Source organism: Terriglobales bacterium, from assembly GCA_035691485.1.
Classification (GTDB): domain Bacteria; phylum Acidobacteriota; class Terriglobia; order Terriglobales; family Acidobacteriaceae; genus JAIQGF01.
The window spans coordinates 1-15,974 of record DASSIZ010000142.1; the positions used below are offsets into that span (position 1 = coordinate 1).

Consider the following 15,974-nt stretch of genomic DNA (forward strand, 5'->3'; position numbering starts at 1 on the left):
CGACATTATCGAGTACCACGAAGATCCGGTAACGTTTGCGGAGAAGGCGCTGCAACCTGCGAAGGTCAGCCGCGTCACTGTGATCGACCCGATGGAAAAGCACCTCGAAGTCGTCGTGGACGACAGTCAGCTCTCTCTCGCGATAGGCAAGAAAGGGCAGAATGTCCGCCTGGCCGCCAAGCTCCTGGGCTGGAAGATCGACATCAAGAGCGAGGAAGAGAAGCGGCAGGAAGTCGAGCAGCAGATGACGGCGCTGGTGGGAAACCAGGCTACGCCACTGGCCAGCGTGCCGGACCTTGGCGAAGCGCTGGTGGAAAAGCTGACCGCCGGCGGCATTACCACGGTCGAGCAGTTGGCCGACATGACGCCGGAACAGCTGGAAGCAATTCCTGGTATCGGCCCCAAGACAGTGGAAAAAATTAGCATTGCGGTCAATAATTATTTTTCCAGCTTGGAGGCGGGGGAGACCCCCGCTGCGACGCCGAACCTCGATGTTGCTGAGGACGAGCCGGTCGCTGCTGATGCGGGTTCCATGCCGCCTGACGATGTCGGAGCCGATTCCGCCGGCCAGTCCGGCGACAGCGAAGGGTTGTCGCAGCTCTCCGATATGGCGCCGCAAAGTGTAGGCGAGCTGGTGGAAGAAGGTCAGAACCTGGAAGCCGAAGTCGTCAGCGGTGCGGAGAACGCGCCCCCGGCTGACGAAGCTGAAGTAACGACCCATGAAACGCATCCGGATGAGGAGAAAATCCCGCCGGAGGAAAAGTAACAACGTCGGCGGTCGTTGGTCGTCGCAGGTTTGACTCCAAAGTCGCTAACGACCAACGGCCAACGGCCATAACTTCAAACCGTGAGGTAGCTATGAAGACATAGCGCGGCACACGGAGGAAAAAGAAGCTCGGATGGTAGACACCTCTAAGATTCGAATCAACGATCTGGCCAGGGAACTGGAAGTCAAGAGCAAGGCGATTCTCGATGTTCTGCCGAAGGTTGGCGTCACCGAAAAGAAAACCCATTCCAGTTCCATCAGCGTCGAAGAAGCCGAAAAAGTGCGCCAGCACTTCCAGGGCGAAAGCGACGGCCACGGCGGCGCTGCGCGTCCTGCGCGCGCCAAGCCGGATGAATTCAAGCCCAAGATCGACCTTTCGCACATTTCCAAGCCTGGGGACGTACTAAAGGCACTGCAGCACAAGCAGCAGGCTGCGGCAACGCCCGCCGCGCCACGTCCGACCGCGATGCCGCCGCGTCCTCCAGAAGCGCCGAAGCCCGCGATTCAAACTCCGGCTGCCAAGGCGCCGGTCGCGGTTCCGCCTCCCCCCAAGCCAGCCGCGCCGCCCGAGCCCGCCGCTGCGCCCCCGCGCCTGGTCAAGCCCGTCGAGGCCCCGGTGCGCCCCGTGTATCGAGTTCCGGAGCCGCCGCCGGTTGCTGAAGCGGAGCCCCAGATCGAAGTCCCTGAAATCTCGTCCGAGCCCGTCCCTGAATTGGAAAGGCCTGCTGCATCCGTGTCCACACCCACTGTAAGCGTTCCTTCGACTGCGCCGCCTGCAGCACAGGCTCCGCACGTGCACGCCGCACCGCCGCCGCCCGCGCAGCACAAGCCGCCCGCTGAGCCAACACGCCGCGTCATTGTTCCGCAGACCGGTCCGCGTCCGGTCTATACCGCGCCGCCACAAGCCGCACGGCCCGCGGCCAACGTACCGCGCCCTGCTCCCGGCCGCCCGGTGCCCGGTCAACCGATTTTTCAGCGTCCCCGCCCAGCCGCGCCGGGCTCGCGTCCGCCGCTGCGTCCGGGCGAGCGACGCCCGATGCATCCCACGCGCTCCTCTCCAACGGGAGCACGTCCGCTCGGCGTCGGACCTGGCGCTGCGCCCCCGGGAGCGCCGTCCGGGCGTCCGCCCGGCCGTCCAGCGCCTTCGCGACGTCCCGGTCAGCGCTATGTTCCTCGTGGCGTGAAGGAAGGCCCGATGAAGGGCTTCGTTCCGCCGCCGCGGCTTACCATTTCCAATGAGCCGCTGCCGATCACGCGCCAGATCACCATCACCGAGGGCATCAGCGTCAAGGACCTGGCGGAGAAGCTCGGCATTCGCGCCAAGGACCTGATTACCCGGCTGCTGGCGCGCGGGGTGTTCGCCACCGTGAACCAGACTCTGGACGCCAACCTCGCCGGCGACATGGCCCGCCAGTTCGGCGCCGATACCAACGTCATCACCTTTGAGCAGCAGGCGGCTCAGGATATCGTTCAGGCCGAAGCCGCCACCGGCGAAGAAGGCGGAGTGGGCGCCGTGTCCCGTCCTCCCGTGGTCACCATCATGGGCCACGTCGATCACGGCAAGACCACGCTGCTGGATTCCATCCGCCACGCCAACGTCGCCGAAGGTGAAGCCGGCGGCATTACGCAGCACATCGGCGCCTACAAGGTCACCATCGCCGACAGCAACTCGCCCGCATTTGGCCGCCAGATCGTCTTCATCGACACTCCTGGCCACGAAGCATTTACCCGCATGCGCGCCCGCGGCGCCAAGGTTACTGACATCGTGGTGCTGGTGGTCGCCGCCGATGACGGCGTTATGCCGCAGACGCTGGAGGCCATCGATCACGCCAAAGCCGCCGAAGTTCCGATCGTTGTCGCCGTGAATAAAATCGACAAACCGGACGCGCTGCCCGAGCGCGTCAAGAAGCAACTCGCCGACCGCGGCCTGATGCCGGAAGATTGGGGCGGCACCACCGTGTTCGTCGACGTCTCCGCCAAGCAGAAGAAGAACCTGAACCTGCTCATGGAGATGATCTGCCTGGTTGCCGACCTGCAGGAACTGAAGGCCAACCCTGAGCGCACCGCGACCGGCACCGTTCTGGAAGCCAAGCTCGACCGCGGCCGCGGCAGCGTTGCCACCGTGCTGGTGGCGGATGGCACTTTGCACACCGGCGACAATTTCGTGGTGGGCAACACCTTCGGCAAAGTGCGCGCCATGTTCGACGAGCACGGCCAGGCGCTCGAAGAGGCCCCGCCTTCCACGCCGGTTGAACTGCTGGGACTGGAAGGCTTGCCGCAGGCGGGCGACCAGTTTGTGGTCGTTGCCGACCGCGAAAAAGCGCGCGGCATCTCCGATTACCGCGAGCAGAAGGCGCGTGAAGCGACGCTGGCGAAGAGCTCGCGGGTTTCGCTGGAGGGCCTCGCCGAACAGCTCAAGACTGCAGGCATGAAGGAACTGAACGTCATCCTCAAGGCGGACGTCCAGGGCTCCGTCGAAGTGCTGGGCGACCTTCTGACCAAGCAGTCGACCGACAAGGTCAAGGTCAAGATTCTGCACAGTGGCGTCGGCGCCATCACCGAAACCGACGTGCTGCTGGCCTCCGCGTCGAATGCCATCATCATCGGCTTCAACGTCCGGCCGGAGCGAAAGGCGGCCGAACTGGCCGAGCAGGACAAGGTGGACATCCGCCTGCACTCCATCATTTACGAACTGCAGGACGAGATCCGCAAGGCGATCACCGGATTACTGGAGCCGGTCATCAAGGAGACCTACCAGGGCCGGGCCGAAGTCCGCGACACCTTCCGGATTCCGAAGGTGGGCACGGTTGCCGGATGCTATGTCCAGGACGGCATCATCAAGCGCGACTCCGAAGTCCGGCTGCTGCGCGACAACGTGGTCGTCTTCAAGGGCAAGGTTTCCTCGCTGCGTCGCTTCAAGGAAGATGTCAGCGAAGTGCGCAATGGCCTGGAGTGCGGCATCTCGATTCAGAATTACGGCGACGTCAAGGTCGGGGACGTGATCGAGGCGTTCGCCACCGAACGCGTCGCCGCCGAACTGACGGCATAGTTTTGTATCGAGACCAGATCGGGTAGGGCACGAGTTTAGCCGTGCCACTCGCAGCCCTTGATGTTTTTCATTCCGAGGGGCTTTAGCCCCGAGGAATCTGCTTTTCAGGATCGTTACGCGACGGCCCGGTCCCGATCGCGGTCGCCACGAACCGTGATTGCATTTCTAACTCTCGAGCTTCGCATCGAAGCCGCGCACTCCCTCAAGGACAAGCGTCAGGTTGTGCGCAGTCTCAAGGACAGGCTGCGCGCCGGTTTCAATGTCGCGGTGGCAGAATTGGAGCAAAACGATCTTTGGCAGCGCGCCACCATCGGCGTGGTCAGCATCTCCAGCTCACGCGATTACCTCCGCGGCCTGCTGGAGAACGTGGAGCGCTCCGCCACAAGAATTGCCAATAACGCGGGAGCGGAAGTCACCGATTCTTTCATCGAATACTTCTAGCGGTCAGCCTTCGGCAACACGCTGAAAGTAAACGGCTGAATGCTGATAGCTGATGGCTGAAAGCTGCTTTATGGAAAGACGCAACGCCCAACATCACTATGACCGTCTCGGGGAAACCCTTCGCGAGGAAATCTCCGCCATGATCGAGGGCGAACTCACCGACCCGCGCATCGGCCTGGCCACCGTCACCGAGGTCAAGATGTCGCCCGACGGCAAGGCCGCGCACATTTCCGTCAGCGTCTCGGGGGACGACAAGGAAATTGAGCAGACGCTGCTCGGGCTTAACGCAGCCCGCAGTTACATTCGCCGCCAGCTTTTGGACCGTTTAAGGATTCGTCATGCGCCCGATTTGTTTTTTCATCTGGACAGGTCGCAACAGTACGAGACTAGAATTGACGAGCTACTGCGGCGCGTGAAGAAGCGGAGCCAATGACGCGCCGTGTGCGGAACAACCGGAAAGTCGCAATTTTCTCTTCAGAGAAGAGATGGGAGACACGCTCAACGCGATTCTGCAGGAAATCGGACGGCGGAACCGCTTTGTCCTCACCTCCCATGCGCGTCCCGACGGTGACGCGATCGGCTCCGTGCTCGCTTGCTGCGAAATCCTTAAGCGCATGGGCAAGCAGGCTGAGGTCGTGCTCAACGGCGCCGTCCCGCACATCTATCGGCCGCTTCCGTTCGCCGACGCGGTCATCAACGCGAAGAGCATCAACGGCCACTTCGAAGCCGCCATTGTCCTGGAGTGCGACAGCATCCAGCGCACTGCCTTACAGGGTCTGGAGACGCAGTTCCTGATCAACATTGACCACCACATTAGCGGAAGGCCGTTCGCGAACATCAACTGGATCGATCCCAGCGCCTGCGCCACCGCCGAGATGATCTACCGGCTGGCCCAGGAAGCCGGAGTTCCCATCTGTCCCAACGTCGCCACTTGCCTGTACACCGCTGTGCTCACCGATACCGGCGCGTTTTGCTTCGTCGGCACCAGCGAGCGGACATTCGTGCTGGCCCAGGAACTGGTGCGCGCCGGCGCCGATCCGGCCCGCATCGCGCAAAACGTTTATTTTTCCATGCCGACATCGAAGATGCGCCTGCTCGGGGCCGCCCTTTCCGGTCTGCACCGCGATTCCGACCTGGCATGGATGGCGGTGAATCGTGAGCAGATGGAGCGTTGCGGCGCCCGCGACGAAGACTGCGAAGGGCTGGTGAACTACGCGCTTGGAATTGAGGGCGTCGAGGTGGCGGTCTTCTTTCGTGAGCTGGCCGACCGGCGATGGCGGGTCAGCCTGCGCAGCAAAGGCGCAGTGGATGTTTCCAACGTCGCTTCACGCTTTGGCGGCGGCGGGCACTTTTGCGCCAGCGGCTGTGCCCTCGAAGGCCCCGTCTCGGTTGCCGCCGAACGCATTCTGGCACAACTGCGGCTGCAACGGAGAACGAGCGGTTCAGACACTAAACTAAGTCGAATTGACGAACAGACCTGATCTATTTCGTGCGCGTGCGGTACTCGTGCCTCTTTGCTAATAGCTGACAGCTGATAGTTGACAGCTAGTGGTTCTGCCCCGCCTCCGCCGTCTTTAGCTTCTGCAGATTCACCAGCAGCTCCTTCCAATCATCAGGCCGCCGCTTCGTGTCCAGAGGTGCACTGAGGTCACCATAGAATTGGAGGATGTTCGCCCGCAGGTCCGGAGTTAAATGGTCAAAATTTCGCGCTGCGAGCTTGTGCACCAGCATCGCGTATGCCCCATCGGTAAGGGAGTACTCGCCCGGCGTGGTCGGCTTGCCAGTGTCGAAATCGCGATTTTCCAGGTGCAGCTTGCCCGCTTGCGCATCCTTAAGAGCGGCGATCATGTGCTCCACGGTGTCACCCACGCTCTTCAGGTACAGGTTCTCGGTTTCCGGGGTGGGATCGGTGATCTTGGCCGCCCGGAGCCACCAGACTTTGGGCAGCAGCTTGACAAAGAACGCGACCAGGCGCGCGCCGAACCCGATGTGCTGGTAATTGCCGCCCCAGTCACGCTCGTACTGAGAGCGCGATAGGTAGTACAAGAATTTCTTCTTCGACAAAGTCGGATCTTCCTGCATCATGCGCTGTCGCCGCGTCACCAGGGCGGCCTTGGTCAAAGTCGGGATCGTTTTGCTAACCGCCCGCCGGTAGCTGCCAATGGTGCGGTCCTCATTGTTGAAGATGTCGGTCAGTTCGAGGCCGAACGTATCGACGAACGCGCGCTCCAGCAGCGGTTTTGCCACTTCAAAGCCGATGAAATCGTGATAAGCATCGGAGGTATAACGGTTCTTCGCCACCTGCACCACGTCAAAGCCGAACTCGGTCCGGATGTGCTCCTTGGGGTCCTCGGCATAGGTAACCAGGGAACCGTACTTTCGCTGTAGTTTGGGAAAGCGGATGGCGACCGCCTGGTTCACCGCCGGATGTCCCCACACGTCGGAGACGTAATGGCTGAGCGCTCCCAGGGCAAACGCGTACTCATCGATGTCCTGCGAGTCCTTGAGCAGGTACATGATGAAATCGCCGCTGCGGACGTAATGCGTGATGTCACTGAACTGCTTGTTGCCGAAAGGATAGTAGCCCATGTCCTGGATGAGGCAGCCGCCGTAGGCGTGGGCGTGCGCGCGCCGCAACTGTTCTTCGTTCGCCCCCGGAAAACGCTTGAGCAGCATGGGGCGGATATGGTCCAGCCACACCAGGTCCACGATCTGTTCGTGGGTGAGCACGGAGTAGGCATTGCTGATTCCAGTCGCAGCCAGCAGCAGAAACAATACTGACACGGCGCGAAAAAGGGGTTTACGCACGCGACCTCCCGAGTGAAACAGGCACTGGTACTTGGATGCGTTCTGGCGCGCTCGCAAATGCGTCCGGGAACCGATGCATGGTTAAAATGGTGGCAATGACCAGTGATGCAGGCGGCGAGCACCTCACCGAGGCGGGTGTCGTTGCTCCAGGACGCTCTCGAGGCCGTGCGTGGAGCGAAGTAGCGACGCTGGCAGGATTTTGCGCCTACCTTTTTTTCTACGGCTTGGGAAGCTTTGGGCTAGTCGGCGCCGACGAGCCGCGCTATGCCCAGATTGCACGCGAGATGCTCGCCCGCCACGACTGGATCACGCCCATGCTGAACGGCGTCCCGTGGCTGGAAAAGCCGGCGCTGTATTACTGGAGCGCCATCTTCTCCTTCAAACTTTTCGGGGTAAGCGACTGGGCGGCGCGCGTTCCTTCTGCCGCTTTCGCAACCGCAATGGTTGCGGTGATCTACGGATACATGCGGCGATTCCGGGATTCGGCACTCGATGCGGCGCTGATTGCGGCCTCGTTTGCAGCGGTAATCGGATTTGGCCGCGGGGCGTCTACCGACATGCCCTTGGCCGCGACCATGACAATCGGAATGCTGGCGTGGTTCGCCTGGTGGGAAACCGGGCACAGGCTTTGGCTGGCTGGTTTCTACGCGATGATCGCGCTGGGAACGCTGGCGAAAGGCCCAGTAGCGCCCGCGCTGTCAGGCGCAACCATCGTCCTTTTCGCGTTTCTGTGCGGCAGGTCGTGGCCCGAACACGCCTCGGAGACCCGCGCCACGGGTTTCCGGCTCATCGCGAAGACGCTGTGGATTCCCGGCGTGCTGCTGTTCTTCGCCATCGCATTGCCATGGTACTTCGCAGTGCAGCGGACGACGCACCAATTCTTCCAGGTATTCATTCTGCAACACAACCTGGAGCGCTTCGGGACCAACCTTTACCGCCACCAGCAGCCCTACTGGTATTACTTGCCGGTTTTTCTACTCGGCGTGTTGCCGTGGACGGTGTGCGTGATTGCGGCGATAGTAAACGCGCTGCGCCAGCTGCGTCGCGGCGCATATCCAGAGCTTGTCACGACGAGCGCAGCGAGGGATCCGGGGTTTCATTCCACCGGCCGCGAACGCGCCTGGCGCGTCTTCCTGCTGCTCTGGATTGCGGTTCCGCTCGCCGTGTTCACCATCTCGCGATCGAAGCTGCCGGGATACATTCTGCCGTCGATTCCCCCGAGCGCGCTGCTGGTGGCGGACTGGCTGAGGGCAAGGTCGCAGGAGCGCGCGTCTGCCTGGCTGCTGGCTGCGCACTCTGTGATCTGCGGGCTGCTGCTGGGCGGCACGTTGCTGGCGCCGTACTTCATCGTGCGGACGCATCCGCCGGCGCTGGCGATTACGATTGCCGGCATCGCGGCGGCCGTAATTGCGTTCGCCATGGTGCTGACGCTGCGTTGGCAAGTTTTGCGCGTCTTGCGCTTCGTGACCCTGGTTCCAGTGGTACTCGGGCTGGCATTCGTCCTGCGGTTGAGCGCGCCTCTCGTCGATCGAACACAATCGTCGCGACCAGTGGCCGAGGAATTGGCGCGCCTCGGTGCGAGCGGGCCGCAGCTCGCAGCCTTCAACATCACACGTGAGACGGAGTACGGGCTCGACTTCTACCGCAACCAGCCGGTGAAGCGTTATGAGCGCGGCGAGGTTCCAGCCGCCGACCACCTGCTGATTGCGCGCTCCGGCTCGGAGCCGCAACTGGACGCGTTTCTTGCGGGCCGCAGGCTATCGCACGTCGGCAGTTTCGCGGCGCAGAAGCTGGAAATCTACTGGGTTTCGGCAGGAACGGTGCATCATCATCATGACGAATGACCTTAGCCACCGAGGTCACACACCAGACGGACAAATTGTCCGTGTCCTCCGTGGCGAGATGCCCGATGAAAGTTCCCCATGACTGGAACGGTTCCCGGGTTTGCGCGATTCCAGCTACCCGTCTAGACTTCCACGTTGCGCAACCGCGGTGGATGCGGCTTGGAATAGCGAGCGTTACCGGATAGCAGTGTGGAGATCCTCGACCTCAGGCACTTTTCGTCAGCCGACCTTCGTCCGCTGCTGGATGAAGAAGCGAAGCTGTGGTCCAAGCTGCTGGCGTGGGACTACGGCAGTTCGACGGAGATGATCCTGCGCTACATCGACGCGCGCATCCTGCCGGGTTACGCCGCGCTGGAGAAGGGACGCATCTGTGGGTATTCGTTCTTCGTCTACGAGGGCAGCAAGGGAGTGATCGGTGACTTGTTTGTCGAGGGTGACAACGGTCGCTATAGCACGCCCTCGGAGCATCCGGTGGAAACGCGGCTGCTGGCGCATGTGATCGAGACGCTGCAGCAGTCGCCGGGAATTCATCGCATCGAGGCGCAACTGCTGATGCATCCGACGGGCGCGGTAGCGCGGCCCTTTCAGGAAGACGGTTTCCGCCGCCACCCGCGATTGTTCATGGTATTGCCGGTGGCCGCCAACGGAAAGAACGGGCAGGGCAAGCCGCCGGCCGCGCCCGGAGGCTTCGAGATCCGGCGCTGGAGCGAGCAGGATTACCAGTCGGCCGCAGCCGTCATCACGGCAGCGTACCGCGGTCACATCGATTCGGAGATCAACGACCAATACCGCACCGTGGCCGGCTCGCTGCGCTTCCTGAACAACATCGTGCGCTTTCCCGGCTGCGGGCAGTTCGATGCCGGTTCGTCGTTTGTCGCGTATCATCGCGCATCGCGCACGCCGGTGGGTTTGATCCTGTGCTCGCGGGTGAAAAACGACGTGGGCCACATCACGCAGGTGTGTGTGTTGCCGGAACATCGCGGCAAGGGAGTGGGCGAGGCGCTGCTGGCGGCGAACCTGCAGGACCTGAAACGTCGCCGTTTTTCCATGCTCTCGCTGACGGTAACGGAGGCCAATAAATCGGCGGTGGAACTCTATAAGCGGCTGGGGTACCACATCGAACGGGTCTTTGACGCCTTTGTTTGGGAAGGATGACCGAATGCCGAATTAGAATCGAAGAATTTCACTGCCCAATTCTGCGGTTCCGCAATTCTGCAATTCGTCAATGCCGCAACAGCCACATCGCCCAGCCGGCGGCGATCACGCCCGCAACAAACAAGCTGAAGCAGTAAGCGCCGTAGCGCACCATTTCGCGCGGCGTGTTGCGCTGGGTGATGCCGAACACGATCGAGGCAAAAACAGCGAACAGCAGGGCGGCGGAGAAATGGGACAGGTGCAGGGTCATTGCTTCTTCCCGATCGCGATGTGGTAAGCGTCCACCGCGCTGATGATGTTGAGCAGCCCGGCTACGATCAGGTACTTGGTGCCGTAATCGGCGGTGGCGCGGGCGATGTTGCCGGTGCCGTAATCGAGTCCCTTGCTGACGATGTAGAGCGATCCGGCGCCGACGTCGCCGATGAAGCCTAGCACGTCGAGGATGTCGCCCGTGTTCGGCGCGTAGAGCTTGCCTTCCATCAGCAGGCCGATCACGAACATGGCGAGCACCGAAACCATCAGCAGCAGACCGCGGATCCAGCGCTTTTGCAGCAGGTGCCCGGCGCCCGGAATGAGCCAGCCGAGTGCGGGCGCGACCACCGCCATCACCGTGTTGGGTTCGGCGACGGAGCCGGAGCGCTCGACATCGGGTTTGCTGGCGGCCATCAGATGATCACCAACTCGCGCTGGATTTTGCCGGTTACGTCGGCTTTGCCCTGGCGCACCATCACATTGACTTCGCTGCGCACGCCGAAATCGGGGAGATAAATTCCCGGTTCCACCGAAAAGCAGGTGTTGGGCAGGATCTGGCGCTCGTCGTGAATTTCCAGGTTATCCATGTTGGCGCCGTTGCCGTGGACCTCGGTGGCAATGGAGTGGCCGGTGCGATGGATGAAGTAGCGCCCGTAGCCGGCATTTTCAATCACGTCGCGCGTCGCCTTGTCCACTTCCCATCCGGCAATTTTCTGCCCCGCGGAAATTGCCGTCTTCACCTTCTCGACCCCGGCATCGCGCGCTTTCTTCACCACTTCGAACACCTCGCGCTGCTTGTCCGAGGCTGCCTTGCCGACAAAGCCCATCCAGGTGATGTCGTAATAGACAGCGCCGGGCTTGTTCTGCTTGGCCCAGACATCGAGCAGGACAAGGTCGCCTTCGCGAATCGCCGAATGATGCTCCGCCGACGGACCATAATGCGGATTGCTGGCGTTGGAGTTCACGGCCACGATGGGCAGGTCGTCGGTCACCAGATCCTCGCGCTGGAAACCCTCCGCGAAGAACTTCTGGATATCGAATTCGTTGGTGCCGCCGTTGCGCACGCGGCGCCCGATCTCCTGGAAGGCGGCGGCGGTAATGGCGTCGACCTTCTTGCCGGCGGCAAAGTGCGATTCGATCTGCTCGTCGGTGAAGGTCGCTTCGAAGCGCGAGACCAGGTCGGCGGAGCTGACAATGTTCTTGTCGAAGCTCCGCACCAGTTCCACCGTGCCGGCGTCCACGAGCGAGACGGTGAACACGATGTTATTAGGCGAGTACTGCATGGCGATAGTGCGGTACGGCGCCAGCATGGACTTCAGGTTTTCGAACAGTTCCTGCCAGCCGGAATACTCGCGCTTGGTGCCGGGCAGGGAATCGAGATGGCCGGCCTCAATGCGGTGAACCAGCTTGCGCGGTTCGCCCTGGGCCGGCACAACGTAATACCAGCGGCGCGTCACCATCAGGTGCTCGGGCAGGCCGAGGACGCGATACGCGATGCCGTCGCGATGGTGGTGGTCGTAAAAGAGCCACGCGTCGATCTTCTGCTCGCGCAGGGCGGCCTGAATGGCGGAGAGGTTCATGAGCGAATCTCCATTGTAGCGGACAGCGCGAAGTTTTCGCGAGTCGGCGAGGTGACGAAAGAGCCGGGCCCGCGAACACCGGCCGCGCGCAGCGCGATCACGATTTACCCGGCAAAAGTCGCTCGAGTTCTTGAATTGCCTGGTCGGAGGGGCGCAGGAGGCCGGCGGATTCCACGGCGCCGAGTTGGTGCTCGAAGGCCGGGACGAACGGCGGGCGGTGTTCAAACATCATGCGCTTGAGTGCTTCCAAATGCAGGGTGAGTTGGCGGATTTGTCTTTGCTGAGAGAGGAGGACTTGGTAGACCTGAGTTTCATTCATAGAATTCCTGATGAACCGGTGCGTACTTTGGTTTGGGACCGGTATTTATTGCTGTTACGGGCCGGCTGCTCCTTTAGCCAGCACCTTGGCTTTGATTTTCGGTTCCAGCGTCTCGCAGGCGGTACGCAGCACAAGCCGGGGCGAACGTGCACGCAGCTTCATCAGCAATTTGACCGCATGAGCGGGGTCGAACTTGGCATACTCGCGCAGCAGCCAGCCCAGCCCCTTCTGCACCATGTCATCCTCGTCCTCGAGGAGCATTTCGGAAAGGCGGGCAATCTCCTGGTGGAACATGCGCCGGCGGGCGCCGCGGATGAGGGCGACCGCGGAAGCGCGACGCCGCCAACGGTTGCGCGAGCGCGCCCATTGCAAGACGAAACGGGCACGCGCCGGCTGGTTGGCGATCATGGGACCGATCAAGTAATGGATCAGCGCATCGTGTTCCGCCCAACTGGACACACGATCCAGCCACTGATCGAAGAGGCGGAACTGTCGTGGACCGCAATCGGACACGGACTTTTCCAAAAGCATCACCGCCATGACTTTTTCTTCCAGCACGCGTCCACGATACAGCCGGTCGGCCACGGAGACCAGGTAGTCGAGCCCGTGCTCCTTCAAGAGCACGCGATGAAAGCGGTAGGCGACCCGGCGAAGCTCGGCGGTGTACCAGCCACGGGAGGCAACCTCCTCCTTGAAGAATCGTTGCACCTCTTCGGAATGGGGCGCGGAAGCTCCGTCCACGAGCACGCGGCGGATGTGGGCAGCCATGTACGAGGGCGACTTCACGCAAAGCATTATGCCAGACCATTTGCACGCGATTGGGCGCGGACAGTATCTGCTCGGACGCGCTTGCCGCAGACGCATATAGTAAGGACGTCACTTGGGTTGAATTCACGTCAGGAGTGCTCATGGTTTCTCGCCGTGAAGTGATGAGATTGGGCGCTGTGGCCGCGGGCGCGACGTTGTTGCCGGTGGAGCCTCGGGCGGACGAGACAACAACCCAACCCGCATCCATACAGGCGCTGAAGTCGATGAAAGACCAGGTTCGTCCGATCACGGCCGACGAGCGCCGGCTGCGCATTGAGCGCGCGCGGGCGCTGATGGCTGCAAACAAGCTTGACGCCATCTTCATGATCGGAGGCAGCTCGCTGGTTTATTTCGCCGGCGTGAGCTGGTGGAACAGCGAGCGGCTGGGAGCTTTGATCCTGCCGGCGAAGGGCGAACCCTTGTTTGTCGCCCCGGCGTTTGAGGAAGAAAGACTGCGCGAACAGCTTTCCAAAGGACCGTTCTCCGGCAAAACGACCGACGTCCGGACATGGCAAGAGGACGAAGATCCGTATCGGCTGGTGGCGCAGGGGCTCAGGGATCGTGGTCTTTCCTCGGGTACGCTGGGCATGGAGGAGCGGGTCACGTTCGTGTTCAGCAACGGCGTGGCGCAGGCAGTTCCGGCGCTGAAGATCGTAAGCGCGACGCCGGTCAGCGCCGGTTGCCGGATGGTGAAATCGGCGCACGAGCTGGAGCTGATGAAGGTGGCCAACCAGGCGACCTGGACGGTGTACCGCGCCGTTTACCAGGCGATGAAGCCGGGAATGACGCAGCATGACGTCGGCGCGCTGATCGCGGCCGCCTACGGCAGGATTGGGTTTCGCGGAGATGCCTTCGTCCAGGTGGGCGAGTACACCGCGCTGCCGCATGGCTCGATCACGCCGCAGGTAATCGGGGAAGGCACGCCCATCCTCATCGACGGCGGATGCAAGGTAGAAGGATACGAATCGGACATCACCCGCACCTGGGTGCTCGGCAAAGCCACCGACAAGCAGAAACGCGTGTTCGAGATCGTGCAGCGCGCTCAGCAGGCGGCGCTCGCGGCAGCCAAACCCGGCCTGGCTTGCGAGGCCGTGGACGCGGCCGCGCGCAGGCTGATTACCGGCGCCGGTTATGGTCCCGAGTACAAGTTCTTCACCCACCGCCTGGGACACGGCATCGGCCTGGATGGCCATGAGTGGCCGTACCTGGTGCGCGGCAACGCTCTGCCGATGGTTGCCGGCATGTCGTTCAGCGACGAGCCCGGCATCTACATTCGCGGTGAATTCGGCGTGCGGCTGGAGGACGACATGCACATCACGGAAAACGGGGCGGAGCTGTTTTCCACGCCGAGTCCTTCGATCGAGCGACCCTTTGGATAGACGGTCCGTTCTGTTCCGTTCCACCGGATTCCAAGGCGGGAAGCGCAAGTAACGGCGCTTTTGCCGCGAGTCTGCATTATCAAACTCATCACTACACTACTGACGAACCAACCACTTGCTTTGACCCATCGCTTCACGATGAGTATGATGTCCGGCGCTGAATTCCTCGTCCACGGGGACGATTGTTAGGTCCTGGACTCATTGCTGATCAAGGCTTCAAGGAGGAATTGGATATGGCGAAAAAGCGCACTGGGGGCGTTACCCGAAGAGATTTCCTGAAGACCACCGGCGCCGCGGCCATGGTCGCCGGAGCGGGCCCATATTTTCTGTTTCCGGAAAGAGCACAAGCGCAGCAGAAGACACTGAAAATCGCGCAGTGGAGCCATTTTGTTCCTGATTACGACAAGTGGTTTGACAACGAATACACCAAGGCGTGGGGACAGAAAAACAACACGAATGTGGTCGTGGACCACATCAATCTGAATGAGTTGCCGGCGCGCGCCGCCGCCGAAGTTTCCGCCAAGAAAGGGCACGACTTGTTCATGATGCTGTCGCCGCCGGCGAAATTTAAGGACCAGGTCATCGACATGTCCCATGTGTACCAGGAATGTGAGAAGAAGCACGGCAAGAAAATCGACCTGGCTCACAAATCCACCTACGATCCGAAGACCAAGAAGTATTTCGCCTTCACCGACTCCTATGTTCCCGATCCCGGGAATTGGTACAAGGAGTGGTGGGCGGAGGCAGGCTATCCCAACGGTCCCGATAGCTACGACGACCTCCGGGCTGGGGCGAAAAAAATCCGCGACAAGCGGGGGAATCCGTGCGGGCTGGGGCTTGCCCAGGAACTCGACACCAGCATGGCGATGCGCGCCATTCTGTGGTCCTTCGGCGGCGCCGAGCAGGACGAGCACGGCAATGTCACCATCAATTCCAAAGCGACTGTCGAAGCGGTGAAGTACATGAAGGCGCTCTACCAGGAATCGGAGACGCCGGAAGTCTTCACCTGGGATCCATCGTCCAACAATCGCGCCATGCTGGCCGGCAAGACGTCGTATGTGGCCAATGCCATCTCCATCACGCGCCAAGCCGAACGCGAGCACAACCCTATCTCCAGCCACATCATGATCTCCAAGGCGCTGAAGGGGCCAGCGAAGCGCCTGGCCTGTGAGCACGTGATGGACTGCTACGTGATCTGGAACTTCGCGGACAACAAGGACGGCGCACAAAAGTTCCTGATCGACTACATCGACAACTTCAAGACGGCTTTTGAAGCCAGCAAGTGGTACAACTTTCCCTGCTTCGCCTCGACCGTTCCCGATATCAAGAAGATCGTGCTGAACGATCCCGCAGCCGATCCGCCGGATAAATATAAGGTCCTGGCCGACGTGCTAGACTGGGCCACCAACGTGGGTTATCCAGGTTACGCAAGTGCTCCGATCGACGAAGCGTATTATTCCTGGATCATACCGACCATGTTTGCCAAGGCTGCAAAGGGTGACGAAACTCCTGAGAATGCCGTGAAGGCGGCCGAGCAGGAGTACAAGCGTATCTTTGACCGGTGGAAATAACCT

15 protein-coding genes are annotated in these 15,974 nt (G+C 61.4%); 9 read left to right on the forward strand and 6 right to left on the reverse strand.

Annotation, left to right across the window (positions count from 1 at the left end; translation table 11 throughout):
• The 5 genes from VFI82_17220 to VFI82_17240 form a co-directional block, all read left to right on the forward strand.
• Positions 1 to 766: helix-hairpin-helix domain-containing protein (locus VFI82_17220; protein ID HET7186425.1), on the forward strand; the 766-nt coding region annotated here is incomplete at its 5' end.
• 133 nt (positions 767 to 899) lie between these two features.
• Positions 900 to 3,815: a translation initiation factor IF-2 gene (infB, locus tag VFI82_17225; protein HET7186426.1), complete on the forward strand. Its 2,916-nt coding sequence runs from the start codon at positions 900 to 902 to the stop codon at positions 3,813 to 3,815.
• 153 nt (positions 3,816 to 3,968) lie between these two features.
• Positions 3,969 to 4,256, forward strand: coding sequence for a DUF503 domain-containing protein (locus tag VFI82_17230; protein HET7186427.1), 288 nt, complete (start codon positions 3,969 to 3,971; stop codon positions 4,254 to 4,256).
• Positions 4,257 to 4,326: 70 nt separating this feature from the next.
• Positions 4,327 to 4,689 (forward strand): 30S ribosome-binding factor RbfA, encoded by a 363-nt coding sequence (gene rbfA, locus VFI82_17235; protein ID HET7186428.1) that lies wholly within the window; start codon positions 4,327 to 4,329, stop codon positions 4,687 to 4,689.
• Positions 4,690 to 4,741: 52 nt separating this feature from the next.
• Complete coding sequence (locus VFI82_17240) at positions 4,742 to 5,737, forward strand: bifunctional oligoribonuclease/PAP phosphatase NrnA (GenBank protein ID HET7186429.1); 996 nt, start codon at positions 4,742 to 4,744, stop codon at positions 5,735 to 5,737.
• Positions 5,738 to 5,801: 64 nt separating this feature from the next.
• On the opposite strand, the gene VFI82_17245 is transcribed toward VFI82_17240, so the two are convergent.
• A complete protein-coding gene (locus tag VFI82_17245) occupies positions 5,802 to 7,064 on the reverse strand; it encodes a zinc dependent phospholipase C family protein (GenBank protein ID HET7186430.1) in 1,263 nt (420 codons plus the stop codon).
• 95 nt (positions 7,065 to 7,159) lie between these two features.
• Here VFI82_17245 and VFI82_17250 point away from each other — a divergent pair, with 95 nt between their 5' ends.
• Positions 7,160 to 8,908, forward strand: coding sequence for a glycosyltransferase family 39 protein (locus VFI82_17250; GenBank protein ID HET7186431.1), 1,749 nt, complete (start codon positions 7,160 to 7,162; stop codon positions 8,906 to 8,908).
• A 189-nt stretch (positions 8,909 to 9,097) separates the two neighbouring features.
• Positions 9,098 to 10,063: an N-acetyltransferase gene (locus VFI82_17255; GenBank protein HET7186432.1), complete on the forward strand. Its 966-nt coding sequence runs from the start codon at positions 9,098 to 9,100 to the stop codon at positions 10,061 to 10,063.
• A gap of 67 nt (positions 10,064 to 10,130) precedes the next feature.
• Here the strand turns inward: VFI82_17255 and VFI82_17260 are convergent, their stop codons facing one another.
• The 5 genes from VFI82_17260 to VFI82_17280 form a co-directional block, all read right to left on the reverse strand.
• Positions 10,131 to 10,313, reverse strand: a complete 183-nt coding sequence (locus tag VFI82_17260) for a hypothetical protein (protein HET7186433.1) — start codon at positions 10,311 to 10,313, stop codon at positions 10,131 to 10,133.
• On the reverse strand, positions 10,310 to 10,729 hold the full coding sequence (locus VFI82_17265) for a DUF6677 family protein (protein ID HET7186434.1): 420 nt from the start codon (positions 10,727 to 10,729) through the stop codon (positions 10,310 to 10,312). Before VFI82_17265 ends, VFI82_17260 begins: the two co-directional genes overlap by 4 nt.
• On the reverse strand, positions 10,729 to 11,895 hold the full coding sequence (locus VFI82_17270; protein ID HET7186435.1) for a Xaa-Pro peptidase family protein: 1,167 nt from the start codon (positions 11,893 to 11,895) through the stop codon (positions 10,729 to 10,731). Before VFI82_17270 ends, VFI82_17265 begins: the two co-directional genes overlap by 1 nt.
• Before the next feature lie 97 nt (positions 11,896 to 11,992).
• A complete protein-coding gene (locus VFI82_17275) occupies positions 11,993 to 12,214 on the reverse strand; it encodes a hypothetical protein (GenBank protein HET7186436.1) in 222 nt (73 codons plus the stop codon).
• A gap of 54 nt (positions 12,215 to 12,268) precedes the next feature.
• Positions 12,269 to 12,982 carry a DNA alkylation repair protein gene (locus VFI82_17280; protein HET7186437.1) on the reverse strand — a complete coding sequence of 238 codons (714 nt, stop codon included), beginning with the start codon at positions 12,980 to 12,982 and terminating at the stop codon, positions 12,269 to 12,271.
• 140 nt (positions 12,983 to 13,122) lie between these two features.
• Here VFI82_17280 and VFI82_17285 point away from each other — a divergent pair, with 140 nt between their 5' ends.
• The gene (locus VFI82_17285) at positions 13,123 to 14,400 is read left to right on the forward strand and encodes a Xaa-Pro peptidase family protein (GenBank protein ID HET7186438.1); all 1,278 of its coding nucleotides are present in this window, start codon (positions 13,123 to 13,125) and stop codon (positions 14,398 to 14,400) included.
• 233 nt (positions 14,401 to 14,633) lie between these two features.
• Complete coding sequence (locus VFI82_17290; protein ID HET7186439.1) at positions 14,634 to 15,971, forward strand: twin-arginine translocation signal domain-containing protein; 1,338 nt, start codon at positions 14,634 to 14,636, stop codon at positions 15,969 to 15,971.
• Positions 15,972 to 15,974: the final 3 nt, after the last annotated feature.

What these genes read in the sequence shown, in the direction of transcription:
- infB (HET7186426.1), top strand. Translation starts at nt 900, where the DNA reads ATGGTAGACACCTCTAAGATTCGAATCAACGATCTGGCCAGGGAACTG.
- rbfA (HET7186428.1), top strand. Translation starts at nt 4,327, where the DNA reads ATGGAAAGACGCAACGCCCAACATCACTATGACCGTCTCGGGGAAACC.
- VFI82_17240 (HET7186429.1), top strand. Translation starts at nt 4,742, where the DNA reads ATGGGAGACACGCTCAACGCGATTCTGCAGGAAATCGGACGGCGGAAC.
- VFI82_17250 (HET7186431.1), top strand. Translation starts at nt 7,160, where the DNA reads ATGACCAGTGATGCAGGCGGCGAGCACCTCACCGAGGCGGGTGTCGTT.
- VFI82_17260 (HET7186433.1), bottom strand. Translation starts at nt 10,313, where the DNA reads ATGACCCTGCACCTGTCCCATTTCTCCGCCGCCCTGCTGTTCGCTGTT.
- VFI82_17265 (HET7186434.1), bottom strand. Translation starts at nt 10,729, where the DNA reads ATGGCCGCCAGCAAACCCGATGTCGAGCGCTCCGGCTCCGTCGCCGAA.
- VFI82_17270 (HET7186435.1), bottom strand. Translation starts at nt 11,895, where the DNA reads ATGAACCTCTCCGCCATTCAGGCCGCCCTGCGCGAGCAGAAGATCGAC.
- VFI82_17275 (HET7186436.1), bottom strand. Translation starts at nt 12,214, where the DNA reads ATGAATGAAACTCAGGTCTACCAAGTCCTCCTCTCTCAGCAAAGACAA.
- VFI82_17280 (HET7186437.1), bottom strand. Translation starts at nt 12,982, where the DNA reads ATGGCTGCCCACATCCGCCGCGTGCTCGTGGACGGAGCTTCCGCGCCC.
- VFI82_17285 (HET7186438.1), top strand. Translation starts at nt 13,123, where the DNA reads ATGGTTTCTCGCCGTGAAGTGATGAGATTGGGCGCTGTGGCCGCGGGC.
- VFI82_17290 (HET7186439.1), top strand. Translation starts at nt 14,634, where the DNA reads ATGGCGAAAAAGCGCACTGGGGGCGTTACCCGAAGAGATTTCCTGAAG.